At 66.5% G+C, this 16,738-nt stretch carries 19 protein-coding genes; 4 read left to right on the top strand and 15 right to left on the bottom strand.

What is annotated here, in order from left to right; translation table 11 throughout:
* On the bottom strand, window positions 1–382 hold a 382-nt coding region (locus C487_RS13860), incomplete at its 3' end, for a 3-dehydroquinate synthase II (protein ID WP_006186425.1).
* Between the two features lie 223 nt (window positions 383–605).
* On the opposite strand from C487_RS13860, the gene C487_RS13855 reads away from it, so the two are divergent.
* Window positions 606–1,187, top strand: a complete 582-nt coding sequence (locus C487_RS13855; protein WP_006186424.1) for a hypothetical protein — start codon at window positions 606–608, stop codon at window positions 1,185–1,187.
* Window positions 1,188–1,223: 36 nt separating this feature from the next.
* On the opposite strand, the gene C487_RS13850 is transcribed toward C487_RS13855, so the two are convergent.
* Complete coding sequence (locus C487_RS13850; RefSeq protein ID WP_006186423.1) at window positions 1,224–2,090, bottom strand: HFX_2341 family transcriptional regulator domain-containing protein; 867 nt, start codon at window positions 2,088–2,090, stop codon at window positions 1,224–1,226.
* A 225-nt stretch (window positions 2,091–2,315) separates the two neighbouring features.
* Here C487_RS13850 and C487_RS13845 point away from each other — a divergent pair, with 225 nt between their 5' ends.
* Window positions 2,316–2,996 (top strand): HAD family hydrolase, encoded by a 681-nt coding sequence (locus tag C487_RS13845; RefSeq protein ID WP_006186422.1) that lies wholly within the window; start codon window positions 2,316–2,318, stop codon window positions 2,994–2,996.
* A 42-nt stretch (window positions 2,997–3,038) separates the two neighbouring features.
* On the opposite strand, the gene C487_RS13840 is transcribed toward C487_RS13845, so the two are convergent.
* Window positions 3,039–3,578 carry a hypothetical protein gene (locus C487_RS13840; protein ID WP_006186421.1) on the bottom strand — a complete coding sequence of 180 codons (540 nt, stop codon included), beginning with the start codon at window positions 3,576–3,578 and terminating at the stop codon, window positions 3,039–3,041.
* Between the two features lie 181 nt (window positions 3,579–3,759).
* On the opposite strand from C487_RS13840, the gene C487_RS13835 reads away from it, so the two are divergent.
* Window positions 3,760–4,713 (top strand): cation diffusion facilitator family transporter, encoded by a 954-nt coding sequence (locus C487_RS13835; RefSeq protein ID WP_006186420.1) that lies wholly within the window; start codon window positions 3,760–3,762, stop codon window positions 4,711–4,713.
* 62 nt (window positions 4,714–4,775) lie between these two features.
* Here C487_RS13835 and C487_RS13830 read toward each other — a convergent pair whose 3' ends face one another.
* The 10 genes from C487_RS13830 to C487_RS13785 all read right to left on the bottom strand — a co-directional run bounded on the left by C487_RS13830 (window position 4,776) and on the right by C487_RS13785 (window position 14,977).
* Complete coding sequence (locus C487_RS13830) at window positions 4,776–5,570, bottom strand: 2-amino-3,7-dideoxy-D-threo-hept-6-ulosonate synthase (RefSeq protein ID WP_006186419.1); 795 nt, start codon at window positions 5,568–5,570, stop codon at window positions 4,776–4,778.
* 24 nt (window positions 5,571–5,594) lie between these two features.
* A complete protein-coding gene (trpA, locus tag C487_RS13825) occupies window positions 5,595–6,509 on the bottom strand; it encodes a tryptophan synthase subunit alpha (protein ID WP_006186418.1) in 915 nt (304 codons plus the stop codon).
* On the bottom strand, window positions 6,506–7,819 hold the full coding sequence (gene trpB, locus C487_RS13820; RefSeq protein ID WP_006186417.1) for a tryptophan synthase subunit beta: 1,314 nt from the start codon (window positions 7,817–7,819) through the stop codon (window positions 6,506–6,508). The genes trpA and trpB overlap by 4 nt, the downstream gene beginning before the upstream one ends.
* Window positions 7,816–8,649 carry an indole-3-glycerol phosphate synthase gene (gene trpC, locus C487_RS13815; protein ID WP_006186416.1) on the bottom strand — a complete coding sequence of 278 codons (834 nt, stop codon included), beginning with the start codon at window positions 8,647–8,649 and terminating at the stop codon, window positions 7,816–7,818. The genes trpB and trpC overlap by 4 nt, the downstream gene beginning before the upstream one ends.
* 213 nt (window positions 8,650–8,862) lie before the next feature.
* Window positions 8,863–9,393 (bottom strand): TorD/DmsD family molecular chaperone, encoded by a 531-nt coding sequence (locus tag C487_RS13810; protein ID WP_006186415.1) that lies wholly within the window; start codon window positions 9,391–9,393, stop codon window positions 8,863–8,865.
* Complete coding sequence (gene nrfD / locus C487_RS13805) at window positions 9,386–10,744, bottom strand: NrfD/PsrC family molybdoenzyme membrane anchor subunit (RefSeq protein ID WP_006186414.1); 1,359 nt, start codon at window positions 10,742–10,744, stop codon at window positions 9,386–9,388. The genes C487_RS13810 and nrfD overlap by 8 nt, the downstream gene beginning before the upstream one ends.
* Window positions 10,741–11,478, bottom strand: a complete 738-nt coding sequence (gene dsrO / locus C487_RS13800; RefSeq protein ID WP_006186413.1) for a sulfate reduction electron transfer complex DsrMKJOP subunit DsrO — start codon at window positions 11,476–11,478, stop codon at window positions 10,741–10,743. The genes nrfD and dsrO overlap by 4 nt, the downstream gene beginning before the upstream one ends.
* Window positions 11,478–13,973, bottom strand: a complete 2,496-nt coding sequence (locus tag C487_RS13795; RefSeq protein WP_006186412.1) for a molybdopterin-dependent oxidoreductase — start codon at window positions 13,971–13,973, stop codon at window positions 11,478–11,480. Before C487_RS13795 ends, dsrO begins: the two co-directional genes overlap by 1 nt.
* Window positions 13,960–14,220: a 4Fe-4S ferredoxin N-terminal domain-containing protein gene (locus tag C487_RS13790; RefSeq protein ID WP_006186411.1), complete on the bottom strand. Its 261-nt coding sequence runs from the start codon at window positions 14,218–14,220 to the stop codon at window positions 13,960–13,962. The genes C487_RS13795 and C487_RS13790 overlap by 14 nt, the downstream gene beginning before the upstream one ends.
* A gap of 139 nt (window positions 14,221–14,359) precedes the next feature.
* Complete coding sequence (locus tag C487_RS13785) at window positions 14,360–14,977, bottom strand: helix-turn-helix domain-containing protein (protein ID WP_006186410.1); 618 nt, start codon at window positions 14,975–14,977, stop codon at window positions 14,360–14,362.
* A 188-nt stretch (window positions 14,978–15,165) separates the two neighbouring features.
* Here C487_RS13785 and C487_RS13780 point away from each other — a divergent pair, with 188 nt between their 5' ends.
* Window positions 15,166–15,636 (top strand): MGMT family protein, encoded by a 471-nt coding sequence (locus C487_RS13780; RefSeq protein ID WP_006186409.1) that lies wholly within the window; start codon window positions 15,166–15,168, stop codon window positions 15,634–15,636.
* Window positions 15,637–15,649: 13 nt separating this feature from the next.
* Here the strand turns inward: C487_RS13780 and C487_RS13775 are convergent, their stop codons facing one another.
* Both C487_RS13775 and C487_RS13770 read right to left on the bottom strand, forming a co-directional pair.
* On the bottom strand, window positions 15,650–16,243 hold the full coding sequence (locus C487_RS13775; RefSeq protein WP_006186408.1) for an NUDIX hydrolase: 594 nt from the start codon (window positions 16,241–16,243) through the stop codon (window positions 15,650–15,652).
* A complete protein-coding gene (locus C487_RS13770) occupies window positions 16,240–16,716 on the bottom strand; it encodes a DUF7109 family protein (RefSeq protein WP_006186407.1) in 477 nt (158 codons plus the stop codon). Before C487_RS13770 ends, C487_RS13775 begins: the two co-directional genes overlap by 4 nt.
* Window positions 16,717–16,738 lie beyond the last annotated feature (22 nt).

The raw sequence follows: 16,738 nt of genomic DNA, 5'->3' as shown, positions 1-16,738 counted from the left end.
GTATAAGAGACAGGACGTACGCGCCCCGGTCGAAGTCACCGTCACGGCGCAGCGTCGAGAGATCCGCCGACCCCGAGAAGTCCTCGGGGAGGTCGATAGTCGCGTCGCCCTCGCCGTCTTTCCCGACGACGATGGCGTCCGCCCGCGTGGCGGCGTCTCCCGTCTCGTCCTCGGCTTCGTCGATGTCGTCGACCAGGGTTACGTTTCCGTCGGTCCGAAACGCCGCGACGTTGATATCGCCGAGTTCGCGGACGCGCTCGACGTCGTCCTCGTCGACCAGTACCCAGTCTGCACCCGCCTCGAGCGCGGCGGTGATCCGTGCCCGACGGTCGTCCCAGTCGCCGACGGCATCGTCGGCTTTTACCCAGACAGCTCGCGTCATGACTCGACGGTCGAAGGGAACCGGCTTGAACGTGGCGGATCGGGGAGGGGCGACGGAGCGATCGTTGGCTGCCGGGCGAATCGACGCGAGCCGGCGGCTCGCCGACCATCGCGATCGTCACGCCAGCCGTCTGTTTATGGATAGTATACACACTCACGATAGTAACGATTGTATGAGTACTTTCTCAGAAATTGATAATATCCGTCCGGACGAACGGTTTCGTATGGGTCAGCGCCACCTCGAGATGAGCGCCGAACCGACGATCGACTGCGCCGCCCGCCGACTCGGGGTGGAATCCACCGTCGATGTCGCCCGAGCGGCGTTCGATCACGCGGGCGAAATGGCGACGCTCGAGTGCGGTCACACCGCTGCCGTGCTCGGTGCTGTTCGCCTCGCTGCTCGCCGTACCGGCGTCGGCGAACCCGCTCCCGAGCGGCTCGCGGAGTCGTTCGATGTCGACCCGGAACGGGTCGTCGCGGCCGACGAGGTGCTGGCGACGTATCTGAGTCCGCCCGCCGATCAGGACGAGATCCGCTCGCTGCGCCGGACGCTCGTTGTGGCCCGGGAGGTCCGGGCCGCGGTCGAGCGTGGTCGGAACGCTGGCCCCGAGCTTCCGGGCTCGCACCTCGCTGATGCCGCGCCCTTCCTGCTCGCTCGTGCGAGCAGCCACCTCGATTCCCGCACCGACCGCGAGTACCCGGGGCTCGAGACGGCGGCGCTTCGCGACCATATCGAGCGCCTCGAGGCCGATCTCGAACTGGCTCGGCTCGGGACGAAACTGTACACGCTGGTCGACGAGGACTGAGCCGTCCGTAACTCTTCCCGCTGACGCCCGCGCACTCTATTGGGGCTCGCCGCCCTCCTCGATGAGTTTGTGTCGAAACGCCCGGTAGGCGTTTTCGCCCCGTGTGGTCAACTCCACCACGCGCCGCCGACCGACCGATTCGATCGTGACGTATCCGTCCTCGGCCAGCGGCTCGAGGACGTGCGTATCGAGCACGCGGAACGCCCCTTTGTCCTCGCCGGAACGCTCGCCGGGGGAGCGGCGATCGGCCATGAAGTCGAGTTTCCGGTCGCGAGCGTACTCGATGAGGTCTTTCTTCTTCGGCGGGGCCGTCCGGTCGTCGTGGTACCCCTCCCACGCGGCCGGGTCGGCGAGGAATCCCATGATCGCCACCTGATCACGCGTCGGTGACTCGATCGGGTAGGTCGGGACCTCCTCGATCTCGTCGAGGCCGGCGGAGACGGGCTCGCTCGTCCCGTCGTGGGCGTACTCCGATGGCTCGACGTAGTAGGCGTGAGCGTCCGTCGAGACGTCCATGCACGCGATCGTCGCGCCGATCGCCGGGATCGTGCCGGCTCCTGATACGTTGACGTACACCTGATCGTCGGCGTGTACGTCGGCCAGCGTCGTCACGTCGCCAAGCACCGCGTACACGTCCGTGAGATCACACTCTCGGGTTCGGACCTCGGGGACGATCGACTCGAGTTCCGCCCGCAACTCCGGGTGATAATCGGCTGTTACCGTCGCGTTTCGTTCGCTCGTTCCACCGTCCGTCCCACTCGGTGCCCCACCCTGCCGTCCGCTGCCCGCGCGCTCGTCTTCGAGCAGGTAGACCAAATCCGCCCGCTGGTTCCGGATCGGCTCGAGAATCCGATCGAACTCGTATCCCAGCGGCACGATGTGGACTCGCTTGACGACCTCCATACGCCGACAGACTCGTCAGTAAAAATAACTGCTACGGATCGACGGTCGGACTCGCGTCGAATCGCCGCCAGCCGGCAGTTTCGACCGACCGGCCGCGTCCCCCGTCCGGCGAACATGAAAGGGGTCGGGAATTTCGCGCGAGTCACGGCGACAGCGGCCGTAACGTCGCATGAGGACCCCGGTCGGCGAAACGTTCAGAACGCCCGAGCACGTACGCGATTCCAGATGGCCGCCTACGACGCGATCTGTTTCGATCTCGATGCCACCCTCTGTGAATCGACACAAGACCCCACGACCCTGCTCGAGTCGACCTTCGAGCGCGCCGGCTACGAGCCGTTCTGTACGCCCGCGGACCTGCGAACCGCCGTCCCGGAGCTGCCGACCGCCGAGACGGACCGCGAGTTCTACGAGCATCTGTTTACCGCCGTCGCGGATCGTGCCGGCGTCGATGCCGACGTTGCGCCCGCGCTCGCGGCGGAATACCTCGCGGTTCAGGACCCGACCGCCGTCGACTTTCGCCCGGGCGCGAAAGCGGCGCTCGAGCATGCCCGCAACCGCAGCCGTGTCGGACTCGGGCTCATCACGAACGGCGGTCGACAGACGCAGACGCGGAAACTCCAGGCGTTGGGCATCGCTGATGCCTTCGACGTGCGCGTCTTTACGGACCCGAGCGCCGGGATTCACCCGAAACCCAGCGCGGCCCCCTTCGAGCACGCGCTGACCGAACTTTCCGTCGCGCCCGACGCGGCGATCCACGTCGGCGATTCCCTCCACGCCGATATCGCGGGTGCTAACGCGATGGGACTCGACTCGGCCTGGCTCGATCCCGGCCGCGACGGGGCGACCGGCGAGCACGAGCCGACCTACGAACTCGCGTCGCTCGAGGCGTTCGAGACGATCGTCTGAACCGTCGTCCGGACGGTTCCGACGGCCGATACGGCGTCGTCGCTACCGGTCTGGAAGTAGGTCCGTGTGGACCACGGCCCGATACTGCGTGTCCGTTCCTTCCTCGAGTCGCTTGAGCAGGGCCGCCGCATCGGGGAAGCTTTCGGGCAGTTCGAACGCGTCGGACGCCGCGTCGTCGCGTTGCTTACAGAGTTTGACGAACGCGATCAGCGCGTCGTAGGTCCCGCTGCGAGCGTAGACCACGCCGATGTCCTGCTCGAACCCCTCGCGCCAGCGCTCGATCACCGGTTCGGCCGCGCGCCGCGGCCGTCGCATCCGTTCGACCAGTTCGTCGGTATCGATGCCGGTGTCGGCCTCGCCGGTCAGGTCCTCGAAGGCCGCCTGCATGTCGTCGGTTTCGGCCTCGAGCGCCGGCGCGTCCGCTTCCGCCTCGAGCAACTCGGCGAACGCCTCGAGTTCCGCGCGGCGGACCGCGACGGGGTAGACGAAATCGTGGGTCTCCTTCGGGAGCGTGTACGACTTCGCTGCGACGCCTTGCTCGCCGGGACCGGACTTGCCCAGCATCAAGTCGAGTATTCCCATACTCGAAACAGGTATGGTCAGTCGAATAAGCCTTCCGCGCTCGACTAGTCGTGTGCGGGAGCGACCATACGCCGCACGGCCGTGTTAACAACATAGGCACAGGATTTTGTTATGATTAACATAGAATACGCCGATTAATAGCAGCTGAATTAATAACCCGGCGCTCCGAGTCCGACCCACGATGGGTCGGACCGACTCGACTCGCTCTCACGACGATTCACACACGCACGACGGCCACGGGCACGGACACGACCACGGCGGGGATACGACGAGCAGCCGCAAACTCGCCGTCGTCTCGCTGATCAACGTCGTCGGCTTCGTCGTCGAACTCGCGGGCGGACTGGCGTTCGGTTCCGTCGCGCTCATCAGCGACGCCGTCCACATGCTGTTCGACGCGCTCGCGTACGTGATGGCCTTCGCCGCCGCCCACGTCGCCGAACGCTACGGCGACGGCGACCGCTGGTCGTACGGTCTCCATCGCCTCGAGCCGTTCGCCGCCTTCCTCAACGGCCTGCTCCTCCTCCCGATGGTCGGATTCATCCTCTGGGAGTCCGTCCAGCGGTTTCTCGATCCCATCGCGATCGGGACCGGACCGACGATCGCCATCGCGATCGGGGGCCTGCTCGTCAACGTCGGTTCGGTCGTCGTCCTCCACGGCGATGCGATGAGCCTCAACGAGAAGGGCGCGTTCTACCACCTGCTCGGTGACGCCGGCGGCTCGGTCGCCGTCATCGTCTCGGTGCTGGCCATCGAGGTGACCGGTATCCGCGCCGTCGACCCGATCACCGCGGCGCTGATCGCCGCCGTCGTGGCCTGGTCGGCGATCACCGTCCTGCGCGGCAGCGGCGAAATTTTCTTCCTCAAGACCCCCCTCGAGAGCGGCGAGATCCGCGCCCACCTCACCGATATCGAGGGCGTCGACCGTGTCGATGACTTTCACGCGTGGCAGATCTGCAGCCAGATCACGGTCGCGACGGTCCACATCGAAACCGGTGTCGAGACGATGGCCGAAGCCGAGACGGTCGTCGGCCGCGTCCACGACGAACTCGACCGTCACGGCGTCGATCATGCCACCGTCGAACTGAGCCCGCGGTACGCCGACCGGGACGTCCACCTCGATACGCACTGTCACTGAGGGCCGGCGCGTCGCGAGCGCCGCCGCTGTGGGCCGGTCGAACGTACCAGGAGAACGGAGAGTTAGGCCTCGAGCGCGAGTCCCGACTCGGCCAGTGCCTCGTCGGTCGAGAGATCCTCGTGGACGACGCCGGAGACCGCCCGCGCGATGGCCGCCGGGGTTTCGTGCTGGAAGACCGAGCGGCCCATTGAGACGCCGGCACCGCCGGCGTCCATCACGCCGCGGACCATTTCGACCGTCTCGCGGTCGGTCCCCTTCGAGCCGCCGGCGATGACGACGGGCAGCCGCGTCGACTCGACGACGTGCTGGAAGCTCTCGGCGTCGCCGCTGTACCCCGTTTTGACGATGTCAGCGCCGAGTTCCTCGGCGAGTCGAACCGCGTGGCCGAGCGCTTCGGGGTCCGTCGAGTCGACGCCGGGGCCGCGGGCGTAGGCCATCGCGAGGACCGGCATGCCGAACCGCTGGGCCTGCTCGGTGACCTCCGAAAGCTGGCTGATCTGATCGGGTTCGTGATCCGAGCCGACGTTGATATGGAAGGAGACGGCGTCGGCACCGACACGAACCGCCTCTTCGACGGTCCCGGTCAGCCGCTTGTCCTGCTCGTCCGGCCCGATCGTCGTCGAGCCGTTGAGGTGGACGATGTAGCCCTTGTCGTTTTTGTTGTCGTGGACGCGCGGCGCGATCCCCTTCTGGGTGAGAACCGCGTCCGCCCCTCCGCTCGTGACGCCGTCAATCGTCGATTCGATGTCTTTCAGCCCCTGGACGGCACCCATCGTGATACCGTGGTCCATGGGAATGATCACGTACGATCCGTCTGTCCCGATCCGGTCGAGTCGTGCGTCGATTCCTGTGGTCATTGCGGGAGTGTAGCAAGCTTGCAGTTATGGCTGTTCTGGTTCCGGTTCTTTCTCGTGATCGTCCGTGATAGTGTCCGCACCGCGGCGTGCGCCGCGTTTGAGTTCCTCGGCTTTGGCCTCGAGTGCGGCGGCCGCGTCGCCGGGAGTGTCGCTCCGGGTCGCCGTCTCGGTGCCCGCTGGGCCGTGCTCGGCGATGATATCGACCAGGGCGCTCCCGACGATGACGCCGTCCGCGCCGGCATCGATGATTTCGGCCGCGTGGTCGCCCTCGCTGACGCCGAACCCGACCGCCTTGGGGACGTCGTACTCCGAGAGCCGCGCGAGGCTGTCGTGGGTCGCACCCGAGACGTTCTCGCGTGCGCCCGTCGTCCCGAGACGCGCCTGGACGTAGGCGAAGCCCGACACGTGAGACATGATCCGGTCCAGACGCTCGCCCTCGGTCGTCGGCGCGATGATGAAGACGAGATCGAGTCCGTTGTCGTCGCAGGCCTCCCGCAGCGGATCGGCCTCCTCGGCGGGCAGGTCGGGGACGATGATCCCCGAGAGGCCGACCTCGGCGGCGCGCTCGACGAACGGTCGCACGTCGGGTGCGGCACCGTACTGAAGGATCATGTTGTAGTACGTCATCACCAGCAGCGGTGCCTCGGTCTCGAGGTCGGCGACCAACTCGAAGAAGCCCTCGGGGGTCGTGCCGGCCTCGAGCGCACGATTGATCGCGGCCTGGATCGTCGCTCCCTCCGCGACCGGTTCCGAGAACGGGAGGCCGAGTTCGATCAGGTCCGCGCCGCCCCGGTCGAGTGCCTCGACGTACGCCTTCGTGTCCGCGAGCGAGGGATCGCCCGCCGTAATGTAGGTGATGAGCGCGGGGTGGTGCTCCCTGATGGCCGCCTCGACGTCGCTGTCGGACTCGCCGACCGTCGACCGTCCGGCGTCGGTCATCCGTCGAACACCTCCACGTCCGGCGCGGCCTCGAGATCACGGGTCTCGGTTTCCTCGAGCACGGTCTCGAGGTCCTTGTCCCCGCGCCCGGAGACGTTGACGACGACGAGATCGCCGAGGTCCCCGCGATCCTCGTCTCGCGGCCGTTGTCCGCCTGCCGTCTCCCCGGCGGACCCCGCCGCGCGCTCGAGATAGCCCAGCGCGTGACTCGATTCGAGCGCTGGAATGATACCCTCGAGCCGCGAGAGACGGTGAAAGCCCTCGAGTGCGTCTTCGTCGTCGACGGTCGCGGGGACGACCCGTCCCGTCTCGACGAGATGCGAAAGCTCCGGCCCGACGCCGGCGTAGTCGAGACCGGCGCTGACGCTGTGGGATTCGACGATCTGCCCGTCGGTTCCCTGGAGGAGCTTCGTCATCGCGCCGTGGAGCACCCCGTCGGTTCCCGTCGAGAGCGTCGCGGAGTTCGGTGCCAGCCCCGCGTCCTCGTCGATCTCGAGGCTCGAGCCGCCGGCCTCGACGGCGTGGAGGGCGACCTCGTCGTCGGGAACGAAGGCGTGGAACGTCCCCATCGTGTTCGAACCGCCGCCGGCGCAGGCGACGACGCTGTCGGGGAGCCGACCCGCCTGCTCCCGGATCTGCGTTCGCGTTTCGTCGCCGATGACCGCCTGGAAGTCCCGGACCATCTTCGGGAACGGGTGCGGGCCGACGACCGAGCCGATCACGTAGTGGGTCCGCTCGACGGTCGTCGCCCAGTCGCGCATCGTCTCGTTGATCGCCTCTTTCAACGTCCCGCTGCCGGCCGCGACGGGGTTCACGTCGGCTCCGTTCATTCGCATGCGGTAGACGTTGGGACGCTGGCGATTGACGTCCGTTCGACCCATATAGATCTCGCAGGGCATGTCGAGGTGGGCCGCGGCCATCGCCGTCGCAGTGCCGTGCTGGCCGGCCCCGGTTTCGGCGATGATCCGCTCTTTGCCCATGTATTTCGCTAGGAGAACCTGTCCGAGCGCGTTGTTGAGTTTGTGGGCTCCGCCGTGGAGGAGGTCCTCGCGTTTGAGGTATATTTCGCGGTCGTAGCGCTCGCTCAGGCGATCCGCGCGCTGGAGCGGCGTCGGCCGCCCGCCGAAATCGCGCAGTCGCTCCCGGAACTCGTCCATGAAGCCGTCCTCGTTCTCCAGGACGTACCGCTCGTAGGCGTCCTCGAGTTCTTGCAGGGCCGGCATCAGTGCCTCGGGAACGTACTGGCCGCCGTAGTCGCCGAACGTCCCGGTCCGCCCGGATTCGTGCTCGTCGTCGTGTTCCATGCTCATATCTGACTGCCTCCGTCGTGGTCCGTCGCCGCGGACCCCGTCGCCGAGTCCGCGGCCTCCATCGATTCCGCTCCGGCGAGCCGTCGCGTGTTTTCGGTCACGTCGCTGTCACCGCCGTGGTCCATGATGGCACTCCCGACCAGCAGGGCGTCGGCATCCGCCTCCCGCATCCGCCGAACGTCGGCCGGCGACGACACCCCGCTCTCGGCGATCAGCGTTACGTCCTCGGGGACTGCAGGTGCGACCGATTCGACGGTTTCGAGATCGACCTCGAGGCTCGCCAGATCGCGGTTGTTCACCCCGATCATGTCCGCACCCGCTTCGAGGGCGGTCTCGAGTTCGTCCCGGTCGTGGACCTCCACGAGGGGCTGGAACCCGCGATCGCGGGCGGCCGCCACGAGGGACTCGAGATCGTCGACGAATCTGACGATCAACAGGAGCAGGTCCGCTTCGACGAGGTCCATGCCGTCCTCGTCGACTACGAAGTCCTTCCGCAGAACCGGGACGTCGACGGCCTCCCGAATTCGGGTCAGCGCCTCGGGCGAACCGCCGAAGTGGCTCGGCTCCGTCAGCACCGAGATCGCCGCCGCGCCGCCCGCGACCATCGCTCGAGCCAGTTCGACCGGATCGTCGTCTCGAGTCCCCTCGGCCGTCGGACTCGTCGGTTTCACCTCCGCGATCAGTGGGACCCGCCCGTCGGCCTCGGCGTCGGCCAACGCGTCGGTCAGCGAGCGCGCGTCGATGTCGACGACGCCCTCACCGCCGGCACGCTCCCGTGCGGCCGCAAGTATCGACTGCACCGCGGGGGCGAGCTCCGTATCGGAGTTCATTATTGTACATCGACGTACTCATATGTACATAAGGCTTGCGTCACGTCCCGGCGTTCGACTCGAGGCCGACGCCCTCGACGTAGTTGAACGTGCGGGAGAACGGGAGCCGCCGCCTTCCATGGCGATGGTCCGTCGCCGGTCGACCGGACGGGAGACCGGCCGGAGGTCCCGGCGACCTCGCGGCGCGGACGGCTCCCGCGGGATGGCGGCCGGTCACCCGTCGATGGCGGCGGCAGTCATCGTCGCTAACGCCCGATAATAGGGCTCGCGCGTTTCTCGCTCGACGTCGTCGAGGAACTCCTCGATCCACAGCCGAGGATGCTCGTCGAGAAACCGTTCGCACGTCTCCGGGTCCTCCCGTTCGAGGAGATACGCGGCGAACTCGAGTTCGGTCGCGATGTGGTCGGGCAGGTCCGGCCACTCCGGCTCGAGTCCGAGCCCGTACGACCGGTACCACGTGACGACGGCGCGCGTCGACGGCCCGAGCACCGCGTCGTCCCCATCCCGATAGAGGCTCTCGTAGGGCGGACACGCGGGTTCGGCCGGACCGACGAACAGCCGCGCGTACTCGACGCGGAGGTCCTCGACCGAGGTCTCGGCCACCTCGGGTTCGATCCGTTCGAACGTCCCGTCCGACACCGCCGCGAGGAGGTCCGCGGTCGGCTGTCGCCAGCAGCGAGCCAGTACCGAGTACCCACCCGCCAGTCGACCGCGATCGTCGCCCTCGAGCATCGAGTTACGCATCGCCGGCCACCTCCGCATCGGCTCCGCCGTCGGTCGCGACGGGGTCGGCCGTCGTTGCAGTCGTCTCGTCCCGCTCGGCGCTGACGGGGGTGCGATCGTTGGGCTGGATCGGAACGAACCGAAGGCCGAGCGTCACGATCAGCGCGCCCACGGCGACGAGGCCGACTGCGACCGCCAGCTCGACGATCGTGGGGGTGTAGCTGCCGGTCGTCGCCCAGATATCCGCCTCGAGTCCGGTGTAGTCGGTTCCGGTCGTCACGCCGGGTGCGGCGTCGATGTTCAGGTCGTGGTACCCGGTAAATATCAGGTACACGCCCTCGAAGAGGATACCGACGATCGCCGCGACGCTGGCCACGAAGACCGCTTTGATCCGACGCCGGAGGGACGGCACGGCGAGCAACGCGATCGGAAGCACGCCGCCGATGAGCGTCCACAGCCAGAAGTGGATGGTATCCCCGACGAGGAACGCGCGGGTGATCGACCAGAACTCGAAGTGCGCCGCCCACGCGTGGGGGAGTCGTTCTGCCGCGACCAGGTAGATAACGTGGACGGCCACGAAGATACCCAGCAATTTCCCGAGTTCAGGCACCAGTTCCCGCGGGAACCGAAACCGCGTGAACCGGTCGACGAGGATGCCGGTCACCAGCAACAGCGCCAGTCCCGATACCAACGCTTTCATGATGAACATCGGCGCGACCAGCGGATTGAACCAGTCGCCACGGCCGATCTGGGTCGCGAAGATCCAGCCGGTCACCGAGTGCAATCCGACCGCAAGCGGCATCGCGATCGCCGCCGCCCAGAAGGCGAATTTGCGGTCGCGTTCCCGGCCCGCGGGCGTGTCCTCGACGCCGAACGCCAGCCATGACCCCATCTTCGCGAAGTCCCGTCTGGTTAGCAACCAGAGATACCCCACGTTGAACAGCCCGTAGAGGAGCACGATCCCGAAGTCCCAGACCATCGGCGAGCGGGGGTCCGGCGATGTCAGGAAGCCGGTCACTCGGCTCGGGCTCCCGAGGTCCGGCAGAATCAACAGCCCGGCGACGACGATACACCCCAGGCTCAACAGCACGCCCAGCGCGGCCAGGCTGTCGTACCGCTTCGAGTGGAAGAACTTCGGCGCGCTCGAGATGATCAGCCCTCCCGCCGAGAGGCCGATGAACAGGACGAACAGCATGATGTACAGTCCCCAGGAGAAGACGTTGTCCATCCCGGTGACCGCAAGCCCCTGCCGGAGCTGATACGCCCAGGCACCGAGCCCGGCCACGATCAGAACGCCCAGCAGGGCGAGCCAGGCTTTGCCCCGCGTTCCGAAGCGAGGAACGACGACGCCGGCGTCCGACGCGGCACTCATTGGCCGTCACCTCCGTCGGTCGCGACGCCGTTCGGGTTCCCGACGGCTTTCTTCTCGGTACCTTCGAGTTCGTTGCCGCTTCGCGTTCGGCCGGGACTCATCTCGCCGCGGATGTAGTAGGTGTTCGGATCGGTCTCGAGTTCGTCGAGGAGCTGCTCGGTTTCGTATTTCTCGACGTACCGCGAGGCGGTACTCTCCTCGTCATCGAGATCGCCGAAGATGCGGGCATCGGCCGGGCACGCAACCGTACAAGCCGGGTCGAGGTCCTCCTCCACCCGGTGACTACAGAAGGTACACTTCTCGACGACGCCTTGCTTGCGCTCCTCGACGTTGCCGGTCCCGTCGGTGGGCAGCGTCTTGGGCTCGTCGAAGTTGAACACCCGCGCGTTGTACGGACAGGCGCTCATACAGTACCGACAGCCCATACACTTGTCGTAGTCGATCTCGACGATGCCGTCGTCGCGTTTGTAGGTCGCGTTGACCGGACAGACCTTGACGCACGGAGCGTTGTCGCAGTGCTGGCACGCAAGCGGCAGATGGTTCATCGAGAGCGTCCCGTCGCGTCCGTTTTCCGGGTACGAGCCCTCGGGTGTGTCCATCGCGTCGCCGCCTTCCGTGAGGATGCGGTTCCACTGTTTGTCGAGCGAGACGTTGTTCTCCTGGCTGCAACTCACCGCACACGCGTTACAGCCGATACACCGCTCGAGGTCGATTACCATGCCGTAGTCGGTCATCAGTTGTCACCTCCGTTCGGGTACCCCTCGAGCCAGTCGGCCGACTCGGGGGCCGTGTATTTGCTCGTATCGATGGTTTCCGGTGCGGGTTCGACGTCCGCTCGAACGTCGTAGAACGCGAATGTCGGGGCCAGATCGTTGACCTCCATGTGGGTGAGATCCTGATGGCTCCCGTGGACGTAGTCGTCCGTCCACCAGCCTTGATCGATGTTGATCAGTCCGGGTCGCATCCCTTCGTTGTAGCTGGCGCGGACGACCACCTCCCCGCGGTCGTTGTAGACGCGGACGTAGTCGCCGTCGTCGATCCCCCGCTCTCTCGCATCCGACGGATGGATGTCGAGGGTCGGTTCCGCGTTGAACTTCCGGACCATCGCGTTGTCCGCCCACTGGGAGTGGATCCGCCACTTGGAGTGTTTCTGCATGAAGAGCAGCGGATACTCGTCGGCGAGGTCGTGATCGGTGGCGGTTCTGTCCTCGATCGGCCGCGGGAGGTCAAGCACCGTTCCGTCGTCCTCGACGGGGTGATCCTCGTCGTAGAGCTCGATCCGTCCGGTATCGGTCGGGAACGGATCGGTGTACTTGATCCCTGCCGCTTCGTCCTCGACGCGAACGTTCCCCTTCCGACGGAGTTCGTCGAAGTCGAACCGATCGTCGTTCGACGCGATCTTCCTGAGTTCGGCGCGCTTGTCGTCGAGGAACAGGTCGTCGTACCCGAGTTTGTCCGCCAACTCCGCGATGATGTGGTAGTCGTCCCGCGCATCCCAGAGCGGCTCGTGTGCCTTCGTCCGGTGTGAGATGTGCGGATGTGACCCCCACGCGTCGGTGATGTCCTCCCGTTCGAACCAGTGGGCCGCCGGCAGGATGATATCCGCGTGCTGGACCGTCGGCGTGCGATGGAAGTCCGCCATCGCGAACATGTCGACGTTCTCGAGGAGGTCGTGCCAGCGCTGGCGGTTCGGGAACTGGTTGGCCAGCATGTTCGACTCCATCCCGTAGATCGCCTTGATGGGGAACGGCTCGCCGTCCTCGAGCGCGGCGGGCACTTCGTGCATGGACAGCGACTGCGTTCCCGGCGCGCCGTCCGGGGAGCCGTACTCGCCGCTGTTTAGCGTCGTCCCGGCGGGGTGCTGGGCGTGGATCGTGCCCGACTTCCCGTAATCCCCCGTCAGCGCCAGTAAGATGGCGTAGGTCTGGCCGAAGACGTGCCCGTACTTGTACCGGCCGAGCGCGTAGCTCGGCGCGATCCCTCCCGGACCGCGGGTCGCGAGCCATCGGGCCGCGGTTTTGATGTCGGCCGGGTCGAGGTCGGCGACCGACGCGACCGTCTCCGGCGAGTAGTCCGCGACGTGGTCCTCGAGCAGCGACAGCCCGGTCGTCGCCCGGATGCCGTCGACCTCGTACTCGCCGAACAGCTCTATCTCCGCGTACGTGTCGGGCTCGAGCGGCACCGGCTCGCCGGTTTCGGCGTGGATACCGACGACCCGATCGTCGTCGGCGTCGCCCTCGAGATCCCGCATCCGAAGCATCTCGTCGGTGTCGTCGCGGACGAGCGCACCCGCGGTCGTTCGCTCGCGAAGGAACGCGTCGTCGTAGGACCCGTCGGCGAGGACAGTATGAATCATCGCGAGCGCGAGGTGGGTGTCCTTCCCCGGTTTGATCGGCAGCCAGAGGTCCGCTTTCGACGCCGTCGTCGTGTATACCGGATCGACGACGACCAGTTTGGCACCGCTTTCGATCGCGTCGAGGACTTTCGAGGCGTCGTTCTGGAACTGACTCTTGAAGAGATCGGAGCCCCAGACGATGATCGTGTTGGCGTTGACCCAGTCGGCGGACTCGTTCGTCGGCGGGAGGAAGAACCCGTGTCCGGTGATCCGGTTGAATCCGACGCCGACGTTCGAGTCGATCGACCAACTCTGTTGGGTCCCGCCGAACATCGACGCCAGCCGACCGAAGAGCGTGGTACCCATGCCGTTGTCCCCGGACCCGGTATGGAAGAACACGCTCTCCGGTCCGTACTCCGACCGGACGCGGCGCATCTCGTCGGCGACGTACTGCAGCGCGTCGTCCCACGAGACCTGCTCGAATCGGGCGTCCTCGCCGCGGCCGCCCGGATTGGGAGCGCCGGGTTCCCAGTCGGCCCGTACCATCGGGTACTTCAGGCGCTTCGGACTGTACACGCGCTGGACGTGTGACTGGCCGAGGAGACATCCCCGTCGATACCGTTCGTCGTCGGTCATCTGCGGTTCGACGAACTTGATCTGTCCGTCCCTGACGTGAACGTTGAGGGGACACTTGCCCCGACAGTTCGGCGCACACGCCGTATTGAGGACCTGCGTTTCGTCGAACAGGCCCTCGACCGCAGCGTCCGTCTCGTCCCGCGTGAGCGATTGGAGGGCGCTGTGCCCGCCAAGCCCCAGCATGCCGGCTGCTGCCCCGGCCGAGAGGAGCACGGACCGCCGACTCACGCCGACCCCGTCCTGCTCACTCATCGGCATCACCCGTTTCTATCGGCCGGTCGTCGACGCCGAACTCCTCGAGAACGGCGTCGTGGTACTTCTCGTGGAACTCCGCCTCCGTCATGCGGCCGGTGCTGACCCGGACCGCGTCCCTGCTCATCTCCTTGCCGAGCTTCGGATCATAGGGACTGTCCGCGAGGAGTTCGTCGGCCGTCTCCTCCCAGACCGCTGCATCGATACCGACCGACTCGTCGTCGATCATCCGCGTCTCGTCTGAGTTTCCCATCGTGATCCCTCCACGTTCGGCTACGAGCCGCGAGGCCGAGCCCTCACGGGCAAATAGTTTCGTCCTTTATAAGCAGCGCCGTGATCGCCGATGCCGACCTCGGCTTGGTCGACGCCGATATTCCCGCGCAACAATCCCGCTACCCTTCGAGAAGGTCGAGCAACAGTTTCGATTCGGCAGCGCTGAGTCGCTGTGAGAGCGCCGACTTCGAAATCCCGAGTCGGGACGCCAGCGCCTCGAACTCGATCCCCCGCGGATCGTCGTAGTAGCCGGCTTCGATCGCCCGCGTCAGGGTCTCCTCTTCGCGCTCGGTCAGCAGCGCGAGATCGACGGTTCGAACGTCGGTCACTTCGTCCGTGTCGGACGTCGTGAGTCGCCGCAACGAGACGTGGCCGACGACATCGCGTAACTCCTCGATCAACTGCTGTAACGTGTCGCGGTCCGGCAGATACGTCGTCACCACCGTCGTGCCGTCCTCGACCGCTCCGAACAGTGGGACACACTGATGGCGACGAAAGACCGCACACGGACAGGAGTTGTCGACGGTGGTTTCCGTCTGCGTGACCCCCGTCGCCTTCGTCCCAGTATCCGACAGGACGTAGCACGTGTCGTTCATGATCTGATGCCGGACCATCGGCTCCTCCTGAGCCCCCTCGAGAATGCAGTCCGTTCCGGTGAGATCGAGTCGGATTTCGGCACGGATCTCCCGTTCGTCACCCGGTGTCCCAACGGTCGTCCCGTCTTCCTTTGCGTTCATAACTAGTGTTCGGAACATCGGGGACAAGAGTCCGCTCGGAGTTCTCAGACGCCAAGAACCATCGGAAGCGGCCCCGTCGTCACGCCGCGACGCCCCCTCCTGCGAGCGCGACGGCGTCGTATGCTGAGTCGACGTGCGGGCGACGCCGGACCGGCGGCTATTCAAGTCCCGACGGGCTACGGACACCCATGGAGGACGTTACGGACGCTGGAATCTACGCGCGGGAATCGCCGTATCTCGACCGGTACATCCAGCTCGGTGTCGCCAGCGGACGGGTGCTGAGCGTTTCGTTTCCGGACCGTCCAGCCGACGACGCCGAGGACGACCACCCCCTTCTCGATCGGATCTTCGAATATCTCGACGGTCTCGAGGAGATCACCTTCGAGGACGTGCAGGTCGCGATGACCATGCCGACAGACCGGCGGGCGGTCCTCGAAGGGGTCCAGGGGATTCCCTACGGCGACCAGATCTCCGTCGAGACGCTCGCCCGGATGACGTCCGGGCTCGATCACGAGGCCGAGGACGACATCATCCTCGTCCGGACCGCGCTCGCCGAGAACCCCGCGCCGCTTTTACTCCCGGATCACCGCGTGCGTGACGGCCCAAGCGCCGCGCCGCCGGACGTCGAACAGAAGCTGCGATCGCTCGAGGGACTGTAGCGGGCGGTCGTTCTCAAAACCCCGACCGGTCGACCGTTTCCGGCGCTTCGAACGCGGTCGCCAGCTCGAGCAACTGGACCAGAATCCGGCCGGTCGCACCCCAGACGGTGTAGCCGTTCACGCGGAAGTAGTGGATGACGATGTCGCCGTAGTAGGGATGGGAGCGGCGCTCGTACTCGTAGTTGTCCGGATCGAGCAGTCCCGACAGCGGGAGGACGACGATCTCGGCGACTTCGCTTTCGTCGCGGACGTACTCCCGGTCGGGGACGTGGGCGACGAACGGCGTCACGGCGTATTCGGTGACGGTCCGGATGTCGTCGAGTTGCCCGACCACTTCGGCTTCGCGTCGCTCGAGGCCGATCTCCTCGTTGGCCTCTCGGAGCGCCGTCTCGAGGATCGTCTCGTCTTCGGGCTCCGCGCCGCCGCCGGGAAAACTCATCTGTCCGGGGTGCTCGCCGAGGTGGTCGGCTCGCCGGGTAAAGAGCAGGGCGTCCTCGCCGTCGCGGTCGACGATCGGCGCGAGAACGGCCGCGTCGTACTCCTGATCGCCGATCTCGGTCGGCTCGTAGCTCGCGACCGGATCGAGCACCAGTCTCCGGTCGGTCATTCCTCGAGCGCGTCCTCCAGCCGCCGTCGTTCGTCCGTGAGATCGACCGGTGCCCACGCTTCGATGTCGTAGCTCACGTCGATCATGGTCTTGATCCGTTCCGTCTCGCCCGCGGCGACGGCCTCGTCGGCGACCTCGAGCACGCGCTCGCGGGCCGTCTCCCCCAGCGCCTCGCGATCGGGGGCTCGCGGCTCGATATCGAGGATATGTGGGACGTCTTCCGCGTGCTCCGGCACCGTCGGAAACGCCGTCGGGCCGGCGACCAGCAGCGCCTCGCCGTCCGCGTCGGGTGCGTACCGAACGAGCGCGAACGACTCGACTGCCTCGTCGATGGCCGCCGCGAGGGCCGCGTCTTCGACGGTCCGTCCGTCGGCCCGGTAGGCGGCCTCGGCGAGCGCCCGCTCGAGTTCCGCGCGGGTCAACCCGCCGAAGAGGTCGACCACGCCGGCCAGTTCGTCGGCGGTCGCGTCCATACGCTGCCCAACGGCCGATGGC

This window comes from Natrinema pallidum DSM 3751, assembly GCF_000337615.1.
Lineage (GTDB): Archaea > Halobacteriota > Halobacteria > Halobacteriales > Natrialbaceae > Natrinema > Natrinema pallidum.
The sequence above is the reverse complement of the archived record's forward strand: the minus strand, read 5'-3'. Positions and strand labels throughout refer to the sequence as shown.